The organism is Methylomagnum sp., from assembly GCF_054333355.1.
This window is the reverse complement of record NZ_JBTEKS010000049.1, coordinates 1-17,596: the sequence shown is the minus strand read 5'-3', so window position 1 is coordinate 17,596 and position 17,596 is coordinate 1. Positions and strand designations below refer to the sequence as shown.

Below are 17,596 nucleotides of genomic sequence, written 5' to 3'. Positions count from 1 at the left end.
CACTGGAAGAAGGCCACGATGACCACCGGAAACGTGACCAAGGTCGCGCCGACATAGGGAATGATGACCGACAGGCCCATCAGCACCGACAGGAGCAGGGCATAATTCAGGCCCATCAGCGAGAAGGTCACGAAGCTGGCGACGAACAGCACCAGCACCTCGAAGAATTTCCCCCGCACATAGTTGCCGATCTGAATGTCCACCTCGTGCCAGACCAACAGGGAAAGATGGCGGTCCCTCGGCAGGTAGGGGATGAACCAACCCAGGATGCGGTCCTTGTCCTTGAGGAAAAAGAACACCAGCAGCGGCACCAAAATCAGGTACACAATCAAGGTGATGATGCTGACCAGCGAGGCGTAGGAATAGCTCAGCATGGATTGGCCCCAGGCGATGAGTTCCCGGCGCACGGTGGCCATCATTTCAAAAAGCTGTTCCTCGGTAATGAAGTTGGGATATTGCTTGGGCAGCTCCATCACCAAGGCTTGGCCCCGTGTGACCCAGCTCGGCAATTGCTCCAGGAGTTCTTCGGTCTGCTGGAACAGCAGGGGCAGCAGGGCGACCAGCAGGAAGGTGACGAAGGCCAGGAACAGTACATAAACCGCGATGACCGCGATGAGCCGGGGCAGTTTCTTTTTTTCGCCGATGGCGACAATGCCTTCCAGCAAATAGGCGATGACACCGGCGGCCAGCACCGGCATGAGCATCTGCCCGAAGCTGATGACCAGCACGAATCCGACCGTCAGCAGAATCGCGAAGGACACCGCTTGGTCGTTGGGCAGCACCCGCCTAATCCAATCGCTCACCCATGTGCGCAGCGTTTGCATAGCTTTTCTTCTTATAGTTGTTGTTTTGGGAGGGTCGTAAACCGTGGGTCAGAGAAAGCTGGGCGATCCCGTCACCATTCCATGGTACATCAAACTTGGCTTCGATCGGCACGAAGCCCCGTATTTCAGGCAGTTGGCTCGGTCGTTCCATTTGTCAACCGGCGGATCAGGCGCTGTTCGCGTCGCCGAATCTTCATGCGCTGGAAAGCGAAGCGGTTCCCGCTCATAATAGAAAGCTTTTTAAACTCAGCTTTGAGAGACTTGCGTCAGGTTTTCCAATGAAAAAATTATTGCTCACGATTTGCGCCGTATTGGCATTGGCTGGTTGCTCGACCAAAGAGAAAACCGGGCTGAAAGAGGTGCTAATCGAAAAGTTCAAGGATGATCAGGACTTGAAGGATTACAAGCTCGATCCAGCGGTCGTCGCCGAGTGCGTGGTCGGCGAGATTTCCGGTGCCTTGCCGGGCTTCGCGGGGGATCCCCGCCGCGCCCAATTCTTCGAGGCCTACACCCGCTTCATCAGCGTCAAGTCGCCTGGCGACGCGGAAAAGGCCATTACCGATTACCAGGGATTATTCGGCTCCGCCAAGAAGGCCCGCGAGGCGGCCAACAGCGTGACCGATCACGTCATGACCTGCATGGGCAAGGCCATTGATTCGACGGGTGGCAACCGGGAAGGCGGTTGACAAAGCCGTCCGTTGGCCGGGTTGATGTGGTTGGCCGGGGGGCGGGGGATCCCCGAATTCCGTAGGTCGGGCGTGAACCTCATGCCCGATGCCTCAACTCAAGCCGTGAGGCATCGGGCGTAAGCACAAGGCCAGACCTGCGGGGCGGCGTCGGAAGGCCGCCTCCTGCCCTCCGCCGCTCCCGCGCATCACGGAAAACAAGCCTTTCACCGAAGTCCTAATGATTCCACTCAGCCCTTCGGGCAGCCCTCAAGCCTGAAAATGGCGAATCCACGGGCTTGGATTTCATCAAGCATGTCCGGCGATGCCGTCGGTTCACTATGACAGTGGCAACAGCTTTGGGGATTCACCACGGCATTTTCCTCACCCATGGATTTCAGCCACAGCCGGGCGGACTCCACGGCTTTGGGTTGATCGTTTTCCGGCAGCACCACGTCGAAATGCATGATGCGTCCTGCGGTGCTTTTGGCGTAGGTGTCGAATACGTGGATCCCGCTCATATTTTTAACCTGACTACTATTATTGGAATTCTAGAATCAATATTGGTGCATTATGACGGGGGCGGGATTCTAAAAAATGGAGCGCGGCGGCTAAGGCTTTAGCAAACCCAGCGCTAGCAGCTCGTTCTGCATCTCGAAGAATTGCGCATTTTATGTCATCAAGGTATCGTGTCGATACCTAATGTAGGAATTCATCTCTGGTTTGTCAATAAGAAATTGTTTTAATGCCTGTCAGCTTATGAACTCCGAAGATATCTACGAATATTTGGAACGCATCGCCAATCTGATCCGCACCGACGTGCGGAGAACCGGCATCGCCAGCCGATTGCAGCCGGTTCAATTGGAGGCGCTGCATTATCTGAGCCGCTGCAACCAGTACAGCAACACCCCCGTGGCGGTCGCCGAATTCTTGGGACTGACCAAGGGCACGGTCTCCCAAACCCTCGGCGTGCTTGAAGCCAACCGTCTGATTGAAAAGCAAGCCGACGCCCGCGACCGGCGGGTCGTTCACTTGAATCTGAGCGAATTGGGCAAGCAGGTGGTGACGGAGTCGATTCCGCCGCAAGTTTTCCGCACGGCGGTGGAAGGCTTATCGGCGCGGGAAGAGGAATCGGTGCTGGACACCCTGACCCTGATCCTGCGTCGGCTGCAATGGGCCAACGGCTTGAAGACCTTCGGCGCCTGCAAAAGCTGCCGCCATCATCAGGTGGGGCAGGGCGGGGCGCGGCGTTGTGCGTTGACGACCGAAGCGCTGACCGACGCGGACGCGGAAAAACTGTGCCGGGAACACGAGTTTCCCCAATAAAAAATAAAAGGCCGATTCGCTTTTAGAAACCGAGTCGGCCTTGGCCTTGGCATTAAATCGCCTGCTCGCCCGTCTCGCCGGTGCGGATGCGGATCGCGTGCTCCAGCGCCGTCACGAAAATCTTGCCGTCGCCGATCTTTCCGGTATTGGCCGCTTTGATAATGCAATCGACCGCCTGATCGAGCAGGCTGTCGGTGACGGCCACCTCAACCTTCACCTTGGGCAGAAAATCCACCACGTATTCGGCCCCGCGATAAAGCTCGGTGTGGCCCTTCTGCCGCCCGAAGCCCTTGACCTCGGTCACGGTGATGCCGGTGATGCCGATGTCCGACAGGGCTTCCCGCACGTCGTCCAGTTTGAACGGCTTGATAATGGCTGTGATCAGTTTCATGTCTCTCTCCAGTGGGTATGGCCGGGCCTATTATTGTTGGTTGGCCCGGTGTTCGATGATGTCCCCGACGACGGACGGGTCGGCCAAGGTGGAAATATCCCCCAGGTTGTCCAGTTCGTTCGCGGCGACCTTGCGCAGTATGCGCCGCATGATTTTCCCCGAACGGGTCTTCGGCAGGGCGGGCGCCCATTGAATCACGTCCGGTGTGGCAATCGCGCCGATTTCCTTGCGGACTAGCTGAATCAATTCGTGCTGTAGCTCAGGGCTGGGTTCCACCCCGGCGACCAGGGTCACGTAGGCGTAAATCCCCTGGCCCTTGATGTCGTGCGGGTAGCCGACCACGGCGGCTTCCGCCACGCTGTCGTGCAGCACCAGGGCGCTCTCGATTTCGGCGGTGCCCATGCGGTGCCCGGACACGTTCAACACATCGTCCACCCGCCCGGTGATCCAGTAATAGCCGTCCTGGTCGCGCTTGGCGCCATCCCCGGTGAAATATTTGCCGGGAAACGCCGTGAAATAAGTCTCGCGGAAGCGCTGATGGTCGCCGAACACCGAGCGGGCCTGACCGGGCCAGGAGCGGGTCAGGGTCAACACGCCTTCGCACACGCCCTCTAAAACATTGCCCTGGCCATCGACGATGGCGGGCACGATGCCGAAAAACGGCAGCGTCGCCGAACCCGGCTTCAAGCGCGTGGCGCCGGGCAGCGGGGTAATCAAAATGCCCCCGGTTTCGGTCTGCCACCACGTATCGACCACCGGGCAGCGGGAATCGCCGACCACCCGATAATACCACTCCCAGGCTTCGGGATTGATCGGCTCGCCCACCGAGCCGAGGACGCGCAAACTGTCGCGCTGGCCGTGCTTCACCCACTCGTCGCCTTGGGCCATCAGGGCGCGGATGGCGGTCGGGGCGGTGTAGAGGATGTTCACCCGGTGCTTGTCGATGATCTTCCAGAAGCGGTCGGGGGCGGGATAGGTCGGCACGCCCTCGAACATCAAGGTAATCGCGCCGTTGGCGAGCGGGCCGTAGATGCAATAGGAATGGCCCGTCACCCAGCCCACGTCGGCGGTACACCAATACACATCGCCGGGATGGTAGTCGAACACATATTGGTGGGTCATGGCGGCGTAGAGCAAATAGCCGCCGGTGGTGTGCAAAACGCCCTTGGGCTTGCCGGTGGAGCCGGAGGTGTAGAGGATGAACAGCGGGTCTTCCGCGTCCATGCTTTCCGGCGGGCAATCGGCGGATTGGTCGGCGACGGCCTCGTGATACCACACGTCCCGCCCGTGCCAATCGACCGGGCCGCCCGTGTTCCGCACCACGAACACCGCCGCCACGTCCGGGCAGGACAGGAGCGCGTGATCCACGTTGGCCTTCAGCGGAATGGCGCGACCGCCCCGGCGACCCTCATCGGCGCAGATGACATACCGGCAATCGGCGTCGAGGATGCGGTCCTTCAAGGCGTCCGCCGAGAAGCCCCCGAACACGATGGAATGAATCGCGCCGAGCCGGGCGCAGGCCAGCATGGCGACGGCGGCTTCCGGGATCATCGGGAGATAGATGCACACCCGGTCGCCTTTCTTAACGCCCCGCGTCTTGAGCGCGTTGGCGAACCGACACACCCGCTCGTGCAGTTCGCGGTAACTCAGCTTGGCGTCTTGGCTGGGATCGTCGCCCTCCCACAGAATGGCGGTCTGGTCGCCCCGCTCGGCCAAGTGCCGGTCCAGGCAGTTGTAGCTGACATTCAGCTTGCCGCCCTCGAACCAGCAGATATGGGCGGTGTGGTAATCGCATTCGTGGACTTTGCTCCATGGCTCAAACCAAGTGACGAAGCGGGTGGCCTGTTCCGCCCAGAAACCCTCGGGGTCGCGGATGGATAGCTCGTACATGGCTTGGTAATCCGCCTGGGAAACCAGGGCGTGGGCGGCGACATCCGGCGGGATTTCGTAGGTTTTTTCTTCAGACATCGGGTTTGGATTCCTGGGGAAAAGGGAACCGCCACGGGTCGGCGATGGGCCGGATTTTACCGAAAATTCCTGTGCTTTGAGTTGTGGGAGCGGGCTTTTAGCCCGCGACTACTCCACTGTCCCAAATCGTGGGCTAAAGCCCACTCCCACGCCCGTGCATCCAACCCGAAAACGCTCTAACGCCCCAAATGCGCATAAGCCGGATACGATTCCAGCCGGTCGTCGACCACGGGCGCCCCGATGGTGAAGTGGTAAAGGCTCTGGAATTCCGTGCCTTCGAGGCCCAGCAATTCATGCACCGGATCGTCGAAAAAGCAGCCTATCCCGGTGCCACGCATTCCGGCGGCTTCCGCTTCTAGGTATAGAACCTGGCCGATCAGGCCAGTTTCCCAGAACAAGCGCCGATAGCCCCACGGGCCGCATTCTTCCAGCACGGCGTCGAATTCGGTCAGCATCCCCAAGCTGAAAGCGCAGTCGGCGGCGATGGCCTGCTGGCAGGACAGGGTGCGGATGGCCTTGCGGGTGTCGGCGCGGATCAGCCGGAACAGGTTGAAGTGCGTGGGGCAATTCTCCGCGAGATCGAAGCCGAACTCCTTGCGCTTCAAGGCCCGCAGCCTTTCCAGCGCCTTTTCGTGGCGGCAGAACAGATAAATCCCCGGCGGCAATCCAGTCACGCGATGCACGAACAGCACCAAATGCACACGCGGTGCCCACGGCCACGCATCGAAGGGCGGCAGACCGGGGCGGGGCAGGGTGGCGTCGAGGATGCGGAACAAGGCCTTGGCGGTGATGGCGGTCTTGCCGTCGAAGCCTTGGGCGCTGCGCCGCTGCTTGATGAGTTCGACGGCGGCAAGATCGCAGGCCGAGGGCAGCAGGGGCGGCGGCTCCGGCAGGCAGGACAGGGTGGCTGGCGTTCGTGGCTTGAGGGCGGCTTGGTGGACTGCGTCGATGACCGGCCAGTCGAACAAATGCCGCCGACTCAGCCGGTTGGCCTCGCCCCGCCACTCGCCCGCCCGCGCCGCCGCCACCAGGGCGTCGATGTCCAGGGACGCTTCCAACTCGCCGCAATGAATCCGGCACAAGAGGTCCGGCACTTCCGGTTCGCCCCGGCCCAAATCCTGCGGGCGGTCCACGCCCAGCAAGGCGCCGATGTCCGCGTCGCCCCATTCATCCAGCACCGACACCGTCCAGCCCAGCACGCCCGCCGCGTAGCGCAGCGCCGCCAGGGCGTGGCCCAGGTCGTGTTGGCAATAGCGGAAGGCCCGCTCGCCGTACTTCCAGGCTTCCCGCCAGTGGACGGAGGAAAACCCGACCAGCAGTCCCCGGAACGGCAGGTCCGCTTGGCAGCGGTGTTCCAGGGCGTGGTCGTGGCTGACGTAATGATGGATGCCGGGCGGGAGGGCGACGCCTTCCCCCGCCACCACATAGGCTTCGGTGGGGTGCAGGTTGCCGCTGGACGGATTGCAGCGCAGCGGCCAGCGGTCCTCGCCGTAGCCCTTCCAGGCGGACAGGCCGAAGGCCAGTTCCAGCAGCGCGGCGATGGAACCCAGTTTGGCGGGGGAGGCGGGCGAGGCGCCGGGCTTGAACAGCTTGGCGTAGGACAGCACGAACCGATCCGCCGCCAGGGGCAGTTCCCGCGCCGGCGCGCCTTCGTAGCGGCGGAACGGGTCCGGCTGGGTGGCCCAGTCGATTTGGCCCGGCCCCTTGGCGTAGGCGCCCAGGGCGTGCTTGGTGCGTTGGTGGTAGGCGCGGACCTTCGCCAGCGGATCGCCTTCCAGCGGCCCGGACATTAGTGCAGGTCCGCTTCGGCGCGGAGCTCTTCCGGCCACGCGCCGATGGGCGGGCCGAGATTTTTCTCGGCGTCCTCGAAGCGCACCAGCAGGATGCTTTGGTCGGGGTTGTCTTCCAGATGGCCCCGCGCCACGATCACGCCCCGGCTGCCTTCGGCGGCCAGCAGGGCGTCCTCCTCAAGGCCGGGAATGCTGCCGTCGTTATGGAACGGCACGGCGGCGTAAACGATGTCGCCATCTTCCAGGGATTCCACATTCACCATAAGGAACAAGCCTCTCTTGTTGCGAATCGGACAAGCACCGATCCGGTTTGTTGGAAAGCCAATCCGCAGCGGTCGGGATGGCGTGAAGTGAACACATTGAGACCGGCGGATTTCTGGGGCGGCGGCCGCCGCCGGGCTATAGTGCCGGTTCGATGCGGGGTTTGACAAGCAAGACGGGGGCCATGGGTATGGCTGGTTCCCAAGCGCTCGCTTTCTGTGGGAGCGGGCTTCAGCCCGCGACCGGGTGACGAACTGTCGTGGGCTGAAGCCCGCTCCCACAGCCTCGCCAAACCCACCCAACATTTTTCCGCTAAAATCCCGCCCTTTCCCACATATACCACCTATCCCAGTGACCGCCACTTATTTAATACCCGAATGGGCGGAGCAATCCGCCGTGCTTTTGGCCTGGCCCTATGCCGAGGGCGATTTCAGCCCATGGCTGGCCGCCGTGGAAGAAATCTATACCACTATCGCCGCCGCCATCGCCCAGCGACAAACCCTCATCGTGGCTTGCCGCGATGAATCGCACCGCGCCAAAATCGCCGCCCAACTGGCCGCGCTCAGCGTGGACGCCAGCCAAGTGCGTTATGCGGTAATCCCTTATAACGATGTCTGGGTCCGTGACACCGCCCCCTTATCCATTCAAACGCCGGAGGGTATCCGGCTGCTGGATTTCCGTTTCAACGGCTGGGGCGGAAAATACGAACACAGCGCCGATGCCAAACTCGCTGAAAATCTTTACGCCACCGGATTATTAGGCGCCACACCGATACACAAAGTGGATTTGGTGTTTGAGGGCGGGAGTATCGAGGCCGACGGCGCGGGCACTTTGATGACCACTAGCCGGTGCCTGTTAAATCCCAATCGCAATCCCGAATTGAGCCGGGAAGACATCGAGGCGCGGGTTAAAGCCAGCTTCGGCGCGGAAAAAATCCTGTGGCTGGAACACGGCCACGCCGAGGGCGACGATACCGACGCCCATATCGACACCCTGGCCCGGTTCTGCTCGCCGGATACCATCGCCTATACCGCCTGCGATAAGCCGGACGATGCCTTATTCCCGGAATTCGAAACCATGGCCGCGCAATTGCGAACCTTTACCTCAAATTCTGGTCAGCCTTATCGCTTGGTGCCGCTGCCCATACCGCAAGCTATTTATAGCGAGGATGGCGACCGGCTCCCGGCGACTTATGCCAATTTCCTGATTATTAATGGCGCTGTGCTGGTGCCGGTGTATGACGATCCCGCCGATACAAAAGCCTTGGAACGGCTGGCGGAATGTTTTCCTGGTCGCGAAATGGTCGCCATTGATTGCATACCCCTGATTCGCCAATATGGCAGCCTGCATTGTATGACCATGCAGTTTCCCTGGAATGTCGGAGTTTCCTGACGATGAAGCCCACTCTGAAAATCGGTTTTGTTCAGCAAGCTTGCGGTTCGACGGACGCATCGGTGAATCTCGACGCTTCCATCCAGGGAATCCGCGAGGCGGCGGCTTCGGGCGCGGAACTGGTATTGCTGCCGGAGCTTCATTTGGGGCCGTATTTCTGTCAAACCGAGGATTGCGCTACGTTCGATCTGGCCGAGCCGATACCCGGCCCCACCACGGAGATACTCGGCGCTCTCGCCAAAGAGCTAGGTGTGGTGATTGTCGCCTCCTTGTTTGAAAGACGGGCACCCGGTTTATATCACAATACGGCGGTGGTGTTGGAGAGAGACGGCACGCTGATAGGTAAGTACCGGAAAATGCATATTCCCGATGATCCGGGCTATTACGAGAAATTTTATTTCACGCCGGGGGATTTGGGATTCACCCCCATAACCACGTCCGTGGGCCGTTTGGGGGTGTTGGTGTGCTGGGACCAATGGTACCCGGAAGCCGCCCGGCTCATGGCCTTGGCGGGGGCGGATGTGCTGTTTTACCCGACCGCGATTGGCTGGAATCCCTCCGACGACGAAGCCGAGCGGCAGCGCCAATTGGACGCCTGGGTCACGGTGCAGCGCGGTCACGCCGTGGCGAATGGCTTGCCAGTCATCGCCTGCAACCGGGTGGGCCAGGAACCCGATCCCAGCGGCCAGTTGCCGGGGATTCAGTTCTGGGGCAATAGCTTTGCCGTGGGTCCGCAGGGCGAGTTTATCTGCCGGGCGAATGATAGCGAGGCGCGGGTTTTCCTGGTGGAAATCGACCGCCAGCGCTCCGAGAATGTGCGGCGTATCTGGCCGTTTCTGCGTGACCGCCGGATTGACGAATACGGCGGCTTGACCAAGCGGTTTTTGGATTAATCGCATATATAGGCCGACCCGGTTTTAAGAACCGAGTCGGCCTGTTCGGCTATAACAAAAAAGCCCGGCCCGGATTTCTCCGGGGCCGGGCTTTTTTTCGGGAAAAATTAGGTGCCGATTTCGAATTCCTTAATATCGCGGCCTTGCTCCAACAAACTTTGCAGCCACTTCGGCTTCATGCCCCGGCCCGTCCATTTCTGGGAAAGGTTATTCGGGTTCTGATATTTGGCCGGAACCTTGGTACCTTTTCTCCCGCCCGGCTTGCTGGGGGAGGAAGGGTCCGAGATTTCGGCGTTGACGCCGATGGAAGCGGCCAGTTCTTTAATTTTAGCCAGGGTTTCTTTGCGTCTGCCATCCTGCCTTCCCCTTAGGGCTTTATGGGCATCTTCAATCAGGCTGGCTAATTCGGCGTCGGACAAATCGGTGAAATTGCTTTTCATGGTCAACCTCGTTGTTGTGCGTTATGGACAGAGCAATAAGTTAATCCTTATCACCGGGATAGTATATGGGAAATTTTGGAAATATCAAAAGGATTCATAGGTTCCGACTGCTGACTATGTCAGTGGTTCCCGAAAGGTTATTTGAGGTGGGGGCCGGCCCTGCTTCTGTTGATATGGCTTGCCAGTCCAGGTTGGTTATAGCGGCAAATCGTCGGTTTTGGACTGTTGGCGTCTTATGAAAGCGCTCATTCAAACGGCACCGGCGGGGTAAAAGCCGATGAAATTTGAACTATTTCTGATGCAAGGTAATCGTCAGGCCACCTGAAAGCGAATGTCGTGGAAGGATAATGACATCATTTAATGGTTACGGGCGGGAGGCCGATAACATCGGTCGCCCGTGCCTTGACAGTGAGTGTAATCAGCCGCTTTGCCTATGAAACGGAATCGCCATTAGGTTAAGGCACGGGTATCGAGCGGAGGAATCGCCGCGCCTATTGAAACGCTCAACCGGAAACCGGCGCCTTATTTGTTGGGGACGGACTGGGTATAACGCCGCTTTGAAGGAATGTTTCCCTATGATTGGGGCGGGGTTATCGGGCCATGAACGGCCCATTCCCAAAGCGCCGGATGGGCCGATGGAACAAAAAGTTGCGATAATGGCTTTCCGCTACCCACGGCCCAAAGGCCCGCGATGACTTTTTCCCTTCGCTCATTGAAACTGCCTCGACGCTCCGAGGTGCCAGGACTATCCAACCATGAACGAGCTTTCCGCCGCGAATCCCACCCTTTCACCCTTTAATCCGGTATTGCCGCCCAAGTCGGCGGGCGCCGTGGCCTGGCGCCAACTCGACGGCGGCGCGGATGCGCTGGCCCTGGCCCAAGCCGTCCGGCAGGACCAGCGCTTGTATCTGGTGGTGACGCGGGACACCCAGACGGCGGTGCGGTTGGAGCATGAAATCGCGTTCTTTTTAGGGGGCGCGGCCCCGGTGCTGCATTTCCCCGATTGGGAAACCCTGCCTTACGATATTTTTTCGCCCCTGCCGGAAATCGTCTCCGAGCGGCTGAAAACCCTGTCGCAACTGGCCCGCACCGGCCACGGCATCTTGCTGACGCCGGTGGCGACGCTGATGCAGCGGATCGCCCCGCGCACCCACGTCTTGGGCAACACCTTCATCTTGAAGCCGGGTGCCCACCTGAGCCTGGAAGAAACCCGCCAACGGCTGGAAGGCGTGGGCTATCAATGCGTGTCGCAGGTCTTGCAGCATGGCGAGTTCGCGGTGCGCGGCTCGATCCTCGACCTGTTCCCGATGGGGAGTCAGGTGCCGTACCGCATCGAGTTGTTCGACGACGAGGTGGAATCCATCCGCACCTTCGACCCGGAGACCCAGCGCTCCGCCGACAAGGTGAAGGAAATCAACCTCTTCCCGGCCCGCGAATTTCCGTTTGACGACGAGGCCATCAAGCGCTTCCGCAAATCCTTCCGGGTGCATTTCCCGGAGGCTTCGGTCAACAACCCGCTGTATCAGGACATCAGTAAGGGCATTGCCTCCGGCGGCATCGAGTCCTACCTGCCGCTATTCGTCGAGGCCACGGAAACCCTGTTCGACTATTTGCCCAAGGACACCGCCGTCGTCCTGCATGGCCCGGTGGAGGACGCCGCCGCCGCGTTCTTCGCCGATACCCAGGGCCGCTACGAGCAGCGGCGCGGCCACATCGACAAGCCGCCCTTGCCGCCAGAATTGCTGTTCCTCAGCCCGGAAAATCTGGCTGAACGACTCGCCGCCCGGCCCAAGGTCATCCTGGCCGAAGCCGACACAGCGCTTCCCGGCAGTGCGACTGCCGCCAGCTATGCCTGCCGTGCGCTGCCATCGCTGGCCCTGGACACCAAGCAAAAGGAACCGGCGGCGGCGCTGCGTGCCTTCATGGCCGAGATGGGCGGGCGCTTGCTGTTCGTGGCGGAAACCGCCGGGCACCGGGAAGCCCTGCTTGAGACGCTGGGCAAGCATCGGATCAGGCCGAAGGTGGTGGATACTTGGCGGGATTTCGTGGACGGGACCGACACGCCTTGTCTGGTGGTCGCGCCCATGGATCACGGGCTATGGATCGCCGAGCCGCCGCTGGCCATCATCGCCGAGAGCCAATTGTCCGGCGAGAAAGTCCAGCAACGCCGCCGCCGTCGCGCCACCGCTGGGCACAATCTGGACCAGATTCTCCGCAACCTGGAAGAACTGGACATCGGCCAGCCCGTGGTCCACACCGACCACGGCGTCGGGCGCTATCTGGGGCTGGCGAAGCTGACGGTCGGCGGCATCGAAACCGAATTCCTCGCTCTTGAATACGCCAACCACGACAAGCTGTACGTGCCGGTGTCCTCGCTGCATTTGGTGGGCCGCTACAGCGGCGCGAGCGAGGACGCCGCGCCCTTGCACAAGCTGGGCGGCGAACAGTGGCAGAAAGCCCGCCGCAAAGCCTTGGAGCGGGTGCGGGACGTGGCGGCGGAGTTGCTGGATATTTACGCCAAGCGGGCGGCGCGGCAGGGCTTGAGCTTCGAGACGTTCACCGAGGATTACGCCGCCTTCGCCGCCGGATTCCCGTTCGAGGAAACCCCCGACCAGGAGAAAGCCATTCTCGATTGCTTGAAGGACATGGCGACCACGCAGCCCATGGACCGGGTGATTTGCGGCGACGTGGGTTTCGGCAAGACCGAAGTCGCCATGCGGGCCGCGTTCATCGCGGTGCAGAACGGCAAGCAGGTGGCGGTGCTGGTGCCGACCACGCTCCTGGCGCAACAGCACTTCCAGAATTTCCGCGACCGCTACGCCGATTGGCCGATCCGGGTGGAAACCGTGTCGCGCTTCGTCGGCAAGAAGCAGACCGGCCAACTGGTCGAGGATTTGGCCGGGGGCAAGATCGACATCCTCATCGGCACCCACAAGATTTTGCAGAAGGACGTGCGGTTCAAGGATTTGGGGCTGGTGGTCGTGGACGAGGAACAGCGCTTCGGCGTGAGTCAGAAGGAGCATTTCAAGAAGCTCCGCAGCGAACTGGATTTCCTCACCCTGACCGCCACGCCCATCCCGCGCACGCTGAACATGGCGATGTCGGGCCTACGGGATATTTCCATCATCGCCACGCCGCCGCCCAACCGCCACGCCATCAAGACTTTCGTCAGCGAGTGGGACGGCGCGTTGATTCAGGAGGCCATCCTCCGCGAGATCAAGCGCGGCGGGCAGGTCTACTTCCTGCACAACAAGATTGAAACCATGGACAAGATGCAGCGGGAATTGGAAGCGCTGATTCCCATCGCCCGCGTCCGCCACGCCCACGGCCAAATGGCGGAACGCGAGTTGGAGAGCATCATGCTGGATTTCTATCACCAGCGCTTCAACGTGCTGCTCTGCACCACCATCATCGAAAGCGGCATCGACGTGCCCAGCGCCAACACCATCATCATCAATCGCGCCGACATGCTGGGGCTGGCGCAGTTGCACCAGATTCGCGGGCGGGTGGGGCGTTCGCATCATCGGGCCTATGCCTATTTGATCGTGCCACCCAAAACGCTGATGACCGCCGACGCCATCAAGCGCTTGGAAGCCATTGAGGCCACCGGCGATTTGGGCGCGGGCTTCATGCTGTCGTCCCACGATATGGAAATTCGCGGCGCGGGCGAGTTGCTGGGCGACGAGCAGAGCGGCCAAATCCAAGAAATCGGCCTGAGCATGTACACCGATTTGTTGGAACGGGCGGTCAAGGCGCTGCAATCCGGGCGGCAACCGGAAGTGGATTTGCTGCCCCACGAGGCCGGGCCGGAAATCGACCTGCAATCCCCGGCCCTCATCCCCGATACCTATTTGGGCGACGTGCATACCCGGTTGGTGTTCTACAAGCGCATCGCCAACGCCAAGGACGACGAGGAACTCCGCGCCCTGCAAGTGGAAATGATCGACCGCTTCGGGCTGCTGCCGCCAGCGACCAAAACGCTATTCGCCGTCACCGGCTTGAAGCTCAAGGCGGAGAAGCTGGGCATCCGCAAGATCGAGGCGGGGCCGACGGGCGGGCGCTTGTTGTTCCATCCCAATCCGCCCATCGACCCGATGAAGGTCATCATGCTGATTCAGACCCGGCCCAAGAATTACAAGTTGGATGGGCAGGACAAGCTGCGGTTTTTTACGGAGTTCGCCGACGCGGAGGCGAAGATTGGGTTTGTGGAGAAGTTGGTGGGGGTGTTGGCGGGTGAGGGTGGGAGTGGTTTGTAACCGCGACTGAATTCTTTGCTTAGGGCTAGGCCGTGATCCTATATGAGTTAACCGAGGCGGATACCCAGTTGGCCGAACTCGTCCGCCTAGCTGAATCGGGTGAATCCGTCACTTTCACCCGGCAGGGCAAGCCGGTGGCGGTGCTGATGTCCATTGCGGAATACGAGCGGCTTGGAGGCGAGAAGAAAAAGAATTTTTGGGAGGCGATTCAGGAAATGCGTTCGGCCCCGGATTTCGAGCCGGTGGATTTGACCGATGAAGAAATCGCCAGTTGGCGCGACCGTAGCCCAGCCAGGGATTTTTCATGGGACGAGTGAATTATTTGTTGGATACCAACATTCTGTCGGAGCCGTTGGCTACCCGCCCGAATCCGTTGGTTGAAACGCGGTTGCGAATGTTCGCCGACGCTTTGGCAATCAGCGCTGTGACTTGGCAGGAGATGTTGTTTGGCATGAACCGTTTGCCGCCCTCCCGCCGCCGCCAGATCGAGGAATATTTGCGAAACCGGATTGAGGGGATTGTTCCGATCCTTGCCTTCGATGCCCGCGCCGCCGAATGGCTGGCTGCTGAGCGTGCCCGGCTCCTCGCTCTTGGTTTGCCACGGGCTTACTATGACAGCCAAATCGCCGCCATCGCGGCTGTGAATGGTTTGGTGATCGTTACCCGCAACGTGGATGATTTTGCGGGTTTCGAGGGGTTGTGGGTGGAGAATTGGTTCGAGCCGTAACGGGGTGAACCATAATCCAACGCACGGTCAAACCAGCGGCGAATCCTTCCATTTTCATTGATGAGGCCCACCATGAAATTCCGTTTCCCCTTCCTCCCGTTCCTGTCCCTGTACGCCCTGAGCATCGTCCCGGCGGGCGCCGCCGAATGCCCCCCGCTGCTGAACCACGAAGCCAAGCCCCTGCGCGGCGGCGAACCCGTCCGCTTCTGCGATGCCTACCGGGGCAAGGTCATCGTAGCGGTGAACACCGCCAGCCAGTGCGGCTTCACCCCGCAGTTCAAAGGGCTGGAGGCGCTCTACCAGAAATACAAAGATCGGGGTTTGGTGGTGCTGGGCTTCCCGTCCAACGATTTCTGGCAGGAATATTCCGACGCCGAGAAGACCGCCAAGGTGTGCTACCTCAACTACGGCGTGACCTTTCCCATGTTCGCGGCCAGCCCGGTCAAGGGTGCCGGGGCCAATCCATTCTTCAAGCAATTGGCGGAGCAATCCGGCACCAAGCCGAAGTGGAATTTCTTCAAGTATCTGATAGATGCCGACGGCAAGGTGGTCGCGGCGTACTCGTCCTTGACCACGCCGGATAATGCGGAATTGGGGCAGAAGATTGAGGGCTTGTTGGCGGCGAAGGATGGGAAGAAATGAGGGTCAGGGCAGTCGCGCTATGCGATTTTCCCCCTCTCCCACTGGGAAGGGGGCCGAAGCGGCATAGCGCACTTGTCTCGTTATCCCCCCGCAATCCGCCCATCCTCCAAATGCAGAATCGTATCCATCCGCTGCGCTAGAGCCGGGTCATGGGTCACGACCAAAAAGCTGACCTGATATTCCCGGTTCAATTCCAGCATGAGTTCGTAAACATGGTCGGCGGTCTTGCGGTCCAGGTTGCCGGTGGGCTCGTCGGCCAGCACGCATTTCGGGCGGGTGACCAGGGCGCGGGCGATGGCGGCGCGTTGGCGTTCGCCGCCGGACAACTCGCCGGGCTTGTGTTCCAACCGCTTGCTCAGGCCCACCCGCTCCAGGATATCCGCCGCCCGGTCCCTGGCCTCGCCGACCGACGCCTTGCCGATCAGCAGCGGCATGGCGACGTTTTCCAGCAGGGTGAATTCGCCCAGCAAATGATGGAACTGGTAGACGAAGCCCAACACCCGGTTGCGTAGCTCCGAAAGCTTCCGCTCGTTCAGCCCGGCCAGCGCCACGCCGTCCAGCCGGACCTCGCCCTGACTAGGTGCTTCCAGCCCGCCCAGCAAATGCAGCAGCGTACTCTTGCCGGAACCCGACGCGCCCATGATGGCGACCCGCTCGCCCGGCGCGATGGACAGGGTCACATCCTGCAACACGTCCACGTCCAGGCCGCCCTGGTCGAAGCGTTTGGCGAGGTTTCGGCAACTCAGGACGGGTTCACTCATAACGCAATTCCTCTGCGGGTTTGATGCGGGACGCCTGCCAGGCAGGGTAAATCGTCGCCAGGATGGACAGCAGGAACGCCGTGCCGGTGATTTGGGCCACATCGGACCACAGCAGCCGGGACGGCAATTCGCCGATGAAATACACGTCGGACGGCAGGAAGTCCGCCCCGAACAGGCGCTCGATGGCGGGCACCACGGTCTCCACGTTCAGCGCCAACAGGATGCCGCCGAGTCCGCCCAGCACCGTGCCCGCCAGGCCGATGACCGTGCCCAGCACGATGAACGCCGCCATCACGGCGCGGGGCGTCATGCCCTGGGTGCGGAGGATGGCGATGTCGGCCCGCTTGTCGGTGACGATCATCACCAGCGACGACACGATGTTGAACGCGGCCACCGCGACGATCAGCACCAGGATGACGAAGATCATCCGCTTCTGGGTCTGGAGCGCGATGAAGAAGTTGCTGTGGGCCTGGGTCCAGTCGGTGACGAGATAGCGGCCCGGCAGCCGGGGTCCGATGTCCCGCGCCAATTGGCGGGCGTACATCACATCGTCAAGCTTCAAGCGCAGCCCCGACACGGCGTCGCCCATGCGCAGCAGCTTGGCGGCGTCGTCCAGGTGGACCAGGGCGAGGTTGCGGTCGTACTCGTACATGTCCACCTTGAAGGTGCCGATGACGGTGAAGCGCTTGAGGCGGGGCAGCACCCCGGCGGGCGTGGCGACCAGCTCCGGGCTGATGACGGCCACCTTGTCGCCCACCGCCACGCCCAGATGCTTGGCGAGTTCCGCGCCCAGGATGATGCCGAATTCGCCGGGCCGGAGCGCGTCCAGGGAGCCGGTTTGCAGTTTGGTGGTGGCTTCCGCCACGCGGGACTCGTAGTCCGGCAGGATGCCGCGCAGCATCGTGCCGCTGACCTGTTTATCCGAGTTCAGCATGGTCTGCGCCTCGATGTACGGCGCCCAGCCCAGCACCCGCCGTTCTTGCGAGAGCGGGGCTTCCAGCGATTTCCAGCCGTAAAGCTGCCCCGCCGACCCGGTGATGGAGGCATGGGAGGTCATGCCGAGGATGCGCTCGCGCAGTTCCACTTCGTAGCCGTTGATGACGGACAGCACGGTGATCAGCACCGCCACGCCCAGCGCGGTGCCGGAGATGGCGGCCAGGGTGATGAAGGAAATGAACCGGGTGCGGCGCCGGGCGCGGGTGTAGCGCAGGCCGATGAAGAGGCTTAGAGGCTTGAACATGAAGGGAGAATGACGCGATG

General features: G+C 61.1%; 17 protein-coding genes. 8 read left to right on the top strand and 9 right to left on the bottom strand.

Annotated features, from left to right (window positions below; translation table 11 throughout):
- The coding region (locus tag ACXWUF_RS06180; protein ID WP_458493797.1) for an AI-2E family transporter at positions 1 to 824 on the bottom strand (824 nt) is incomplete at its 3' end.
- Between the two features lie 95 nt (positions 825 to 919).
- Here ACXWUF_RS06180 and ACXWUF_RS06175 point away from each other — a divergent pair.
- Complete coding sequence (locus ACXWUF_RS06175; RefSeq protein WP_458493796.1) at positions 920 to 1,510, top strand: hypothetical protein; 591 nt, start codon at positions 920 to 922, stop codon at positions 1,508 to 1,510.
- 230 nt (positions 1,511 to 1,740) lie between these two features.
- Here ACXWUF_RS06175 and ACXWUF_RS06170 read toward each other — a convergent pair whose 3' ends face one another.
- Positions 1,741 to 2,010 carry a DUF2024 family protein gene (locus ACXWUF_RS06170; RefSeq protein WP_458493795.1) on the bottom strand — a complete coding sequence of 90 codons (270 nt, stop codon included), beginning with the start codon at positions 2,008 to 2,010 and terminating at the stop codon, positions 1,741 to 1,743.
- Positions 2,011 to 2,248: 238 nt separating this feature from the next.
- Here ACXWUF_RS06170 and ACXWUF_RS06165 point away from each other — a divergent pair, with 238 nt between their 5' ends.
- Entirely contained in the window at positions 2,249 to 2,815 is a 567-nt protein-coding gene (locus ACXWUF_RS06165; RefSeq protein WP_458493794.1) for a MarR family winged helix-turn-helix transcriptional regulator, read from the top strand.
- Positions 2,816 to 2,867: 52 nt separating this feature from the next.
- Here ACXWUF_RS06165 and glnK read toward each other — a convergent pair whose 3' ends face one another.
- From glnK to ACXWUF_RS06145, 4 genes are all read right to left on the bottom strand, one after another.
- Positions 2,868 to 3,206, bottom strand: coding sequence for a P-II family nitrogen regulator (gene glnK / locus ACXWUF_RS06160; RefSeq protein ID WP_458493793.1), 339 nt, complete (start codon positions 3,204 to 3,206; stop codon positions 2,868 to 2,870).
- Between the two features lie 30 nt (positions 3,207 to 3,236).
- Positions 3,237 to 5,174 (bottom strand): acetate--CoA ligase, encoded by a 1,938-nt coding sequence (gene acs / locus ACXWUF_RS06155; protein ID WP_458493792.1) that lies wholly within the window; start codon positions 5,172 to 5,174, stop codon positions 3,237 to 3,239.
- A 176-nt stretch (positions 5,175 to 5,350) separates the two neighbouring features.
- On the bottom strand, positions 5,351 to 6,964 hold the full coding sequence (locus ACXWUF_RS06150; protein WP_458493791.1) for a SagB/ThcOx family dehydrogenase: 1,614 nt from the start codon (positions 6,962 to 6,964) through the stop codon (positions 5,351 to 5,353).
- A complete protein-coding gene (locus ACXWUF_RS06145) occupies positions 6,964 to 7,227 on the bottom strand; it encodes a nitrogen fixation protein NifZ (RefSeq protein WP_458493790.1) in 264 nt (87 codons plus the stop codon). The genes ACXWUF_RS06150 and ACXWUF_RS06145 overlap by 1 nt, the downstream gene beginning before the upstream one ends.
- Before the next feature lie 349 nt (positions 7,228 to 7,576).
- Here ACXWUF_RS06145 and ACXWUF_RS06140 point away from each other — a divergent pair, with 349 nt between their 5' ends.
- Positions 7,577 to 8,617, top strand: a complete 1,041-nt coding sequence (locus ACXWUF_RS06140; RefSeq protein WP_458493789.1) for an agmatine deiminase family protein — start codon at positions 7,577 to 7,579, stop codon at positions 8,615 to 8,617.
- Between the two features lie 2 nt (positions 8,618 to 8,619).
- A complete protein-coding gene (locus ACXWUF_RS06135; protein ID WP_458493788.1) occupies positions 8,620 to 9,510 on the top strand; it encodes a carbon-nitrogen hydrolase in 891 nt (296 codons plus the stop codon).
- A 107-nt stretch (positions 9,511 to 9,617) separates the two neighbouring features.
- Here the strand turns inward: ACXWUF_RS06135 and ACXWUF_RS06130 are convergent, their stop codons facing one another.
- Complete coding sequence (locus tag ACXWUF_RS06130) at positions 9,618 to 9,950, bottom strand: H-NS histone family protein (protein WP_458493787.1); 333 nt, start codon at positions 9,948 to 9,950, stop codon at positions 9,618 to 9,620.
- Positions 9,951 to 10,705: 755 nt separating this feature from the next.
- On the opposite strand from ACXWUF_RS06130, the gene mfd reads away from it, so the two are divergent.
- The 4 genes from mfd (at position 10,706) to ACXWUF_RS06110 (ending at position 15,575) form a co-directional block, all read left to right on the top strand.
- On the top strand, positions 10,706 to 14,206 hold the full coding sequence (gene mfd, locus ACXWUF_RS06125; RefSeq protein WP_458493786.1) for a transcription-repair coupling factor: 3,501 nt from the start codon (positions 10,706 to 10,708) through the stop codon (positions 14,204 to 14,206).
- Between the two features lie 32 nt (positions 14,207 to 14,238).
- On the top strand, positions 14,239 to 14,523 hold the full coding sequence (locus tag ACXWUF_RS06120; protein WP_458493785.1) for a type II toxin-antitoxin system Phd/YefM family antitoxin: 285 nt from the start codon (positions 14,239 to 14,241) through the stop codon (positions 14,521 to 14,523).
- Positions 14,511 to 14,933: a PIN domain-containing protein gene (locus ACXWUF_RS06115; protein ID WP_458493784.1), complete on the top strand. Its 423-nt coding sequence runs from the start codon at positions 14,511 to 14,513 to the stop codon at positions 14,931 to 14,933. The genes ACXWUF_RS06120 and ACXWUF_RS06115 overlap by 13 nt, the downstream gene beginning before the upstream one ends.
- 72 nt (positions 14,934 to 15,005) lie before the next feature.
- Positions 15,006 to 15,575: a glutathione peroxidase gene (locus ACXWUF_RS06110; protein WP_458493783.1), complete on the top strand. Its 570-nt coding sequence runs from the start codon at positions 15,006 to 15,008 to the stop codon at positions 15,573 to 15,575.
- Between the two features lie 80 nt (positions 15,576 to 15,655).
- Here the strand turns inward: ACXWUF_RS06110 and lolD are convergent, their stop codons facing one another.
- On the bottom strand, positions 15,656 to 16,336 hold the full coding sequence (gene lolD, locus ACXWUF_RS06105) for a lipoprotein-releasing ABC transporter ATP-binding protein LolD (RefSeq protein WP_458493782.1): 681 nt from the start codon (positions 16,334 to 16,336) through the stop codon (positions 15,656 to 15,658).
- A complete protein-coding gene (locus ACXWUF_RS06100; RefSeq protein ID WP_458493798.1) occupies positions 16,329 to 17,576 on the bottom strand; it encodes a lipoprotein-releasing ABC transporter permease subunit in 1,248 nt (415 codons plus the stop codon). The genes lolD and ACXWUF_RS06100 overlap by 8 nt, the downstream gene beginning before the upstream one ends.
- Between the last annotated feature and the right edge of the window lie 20 nt (positions 17,577 to 17,596).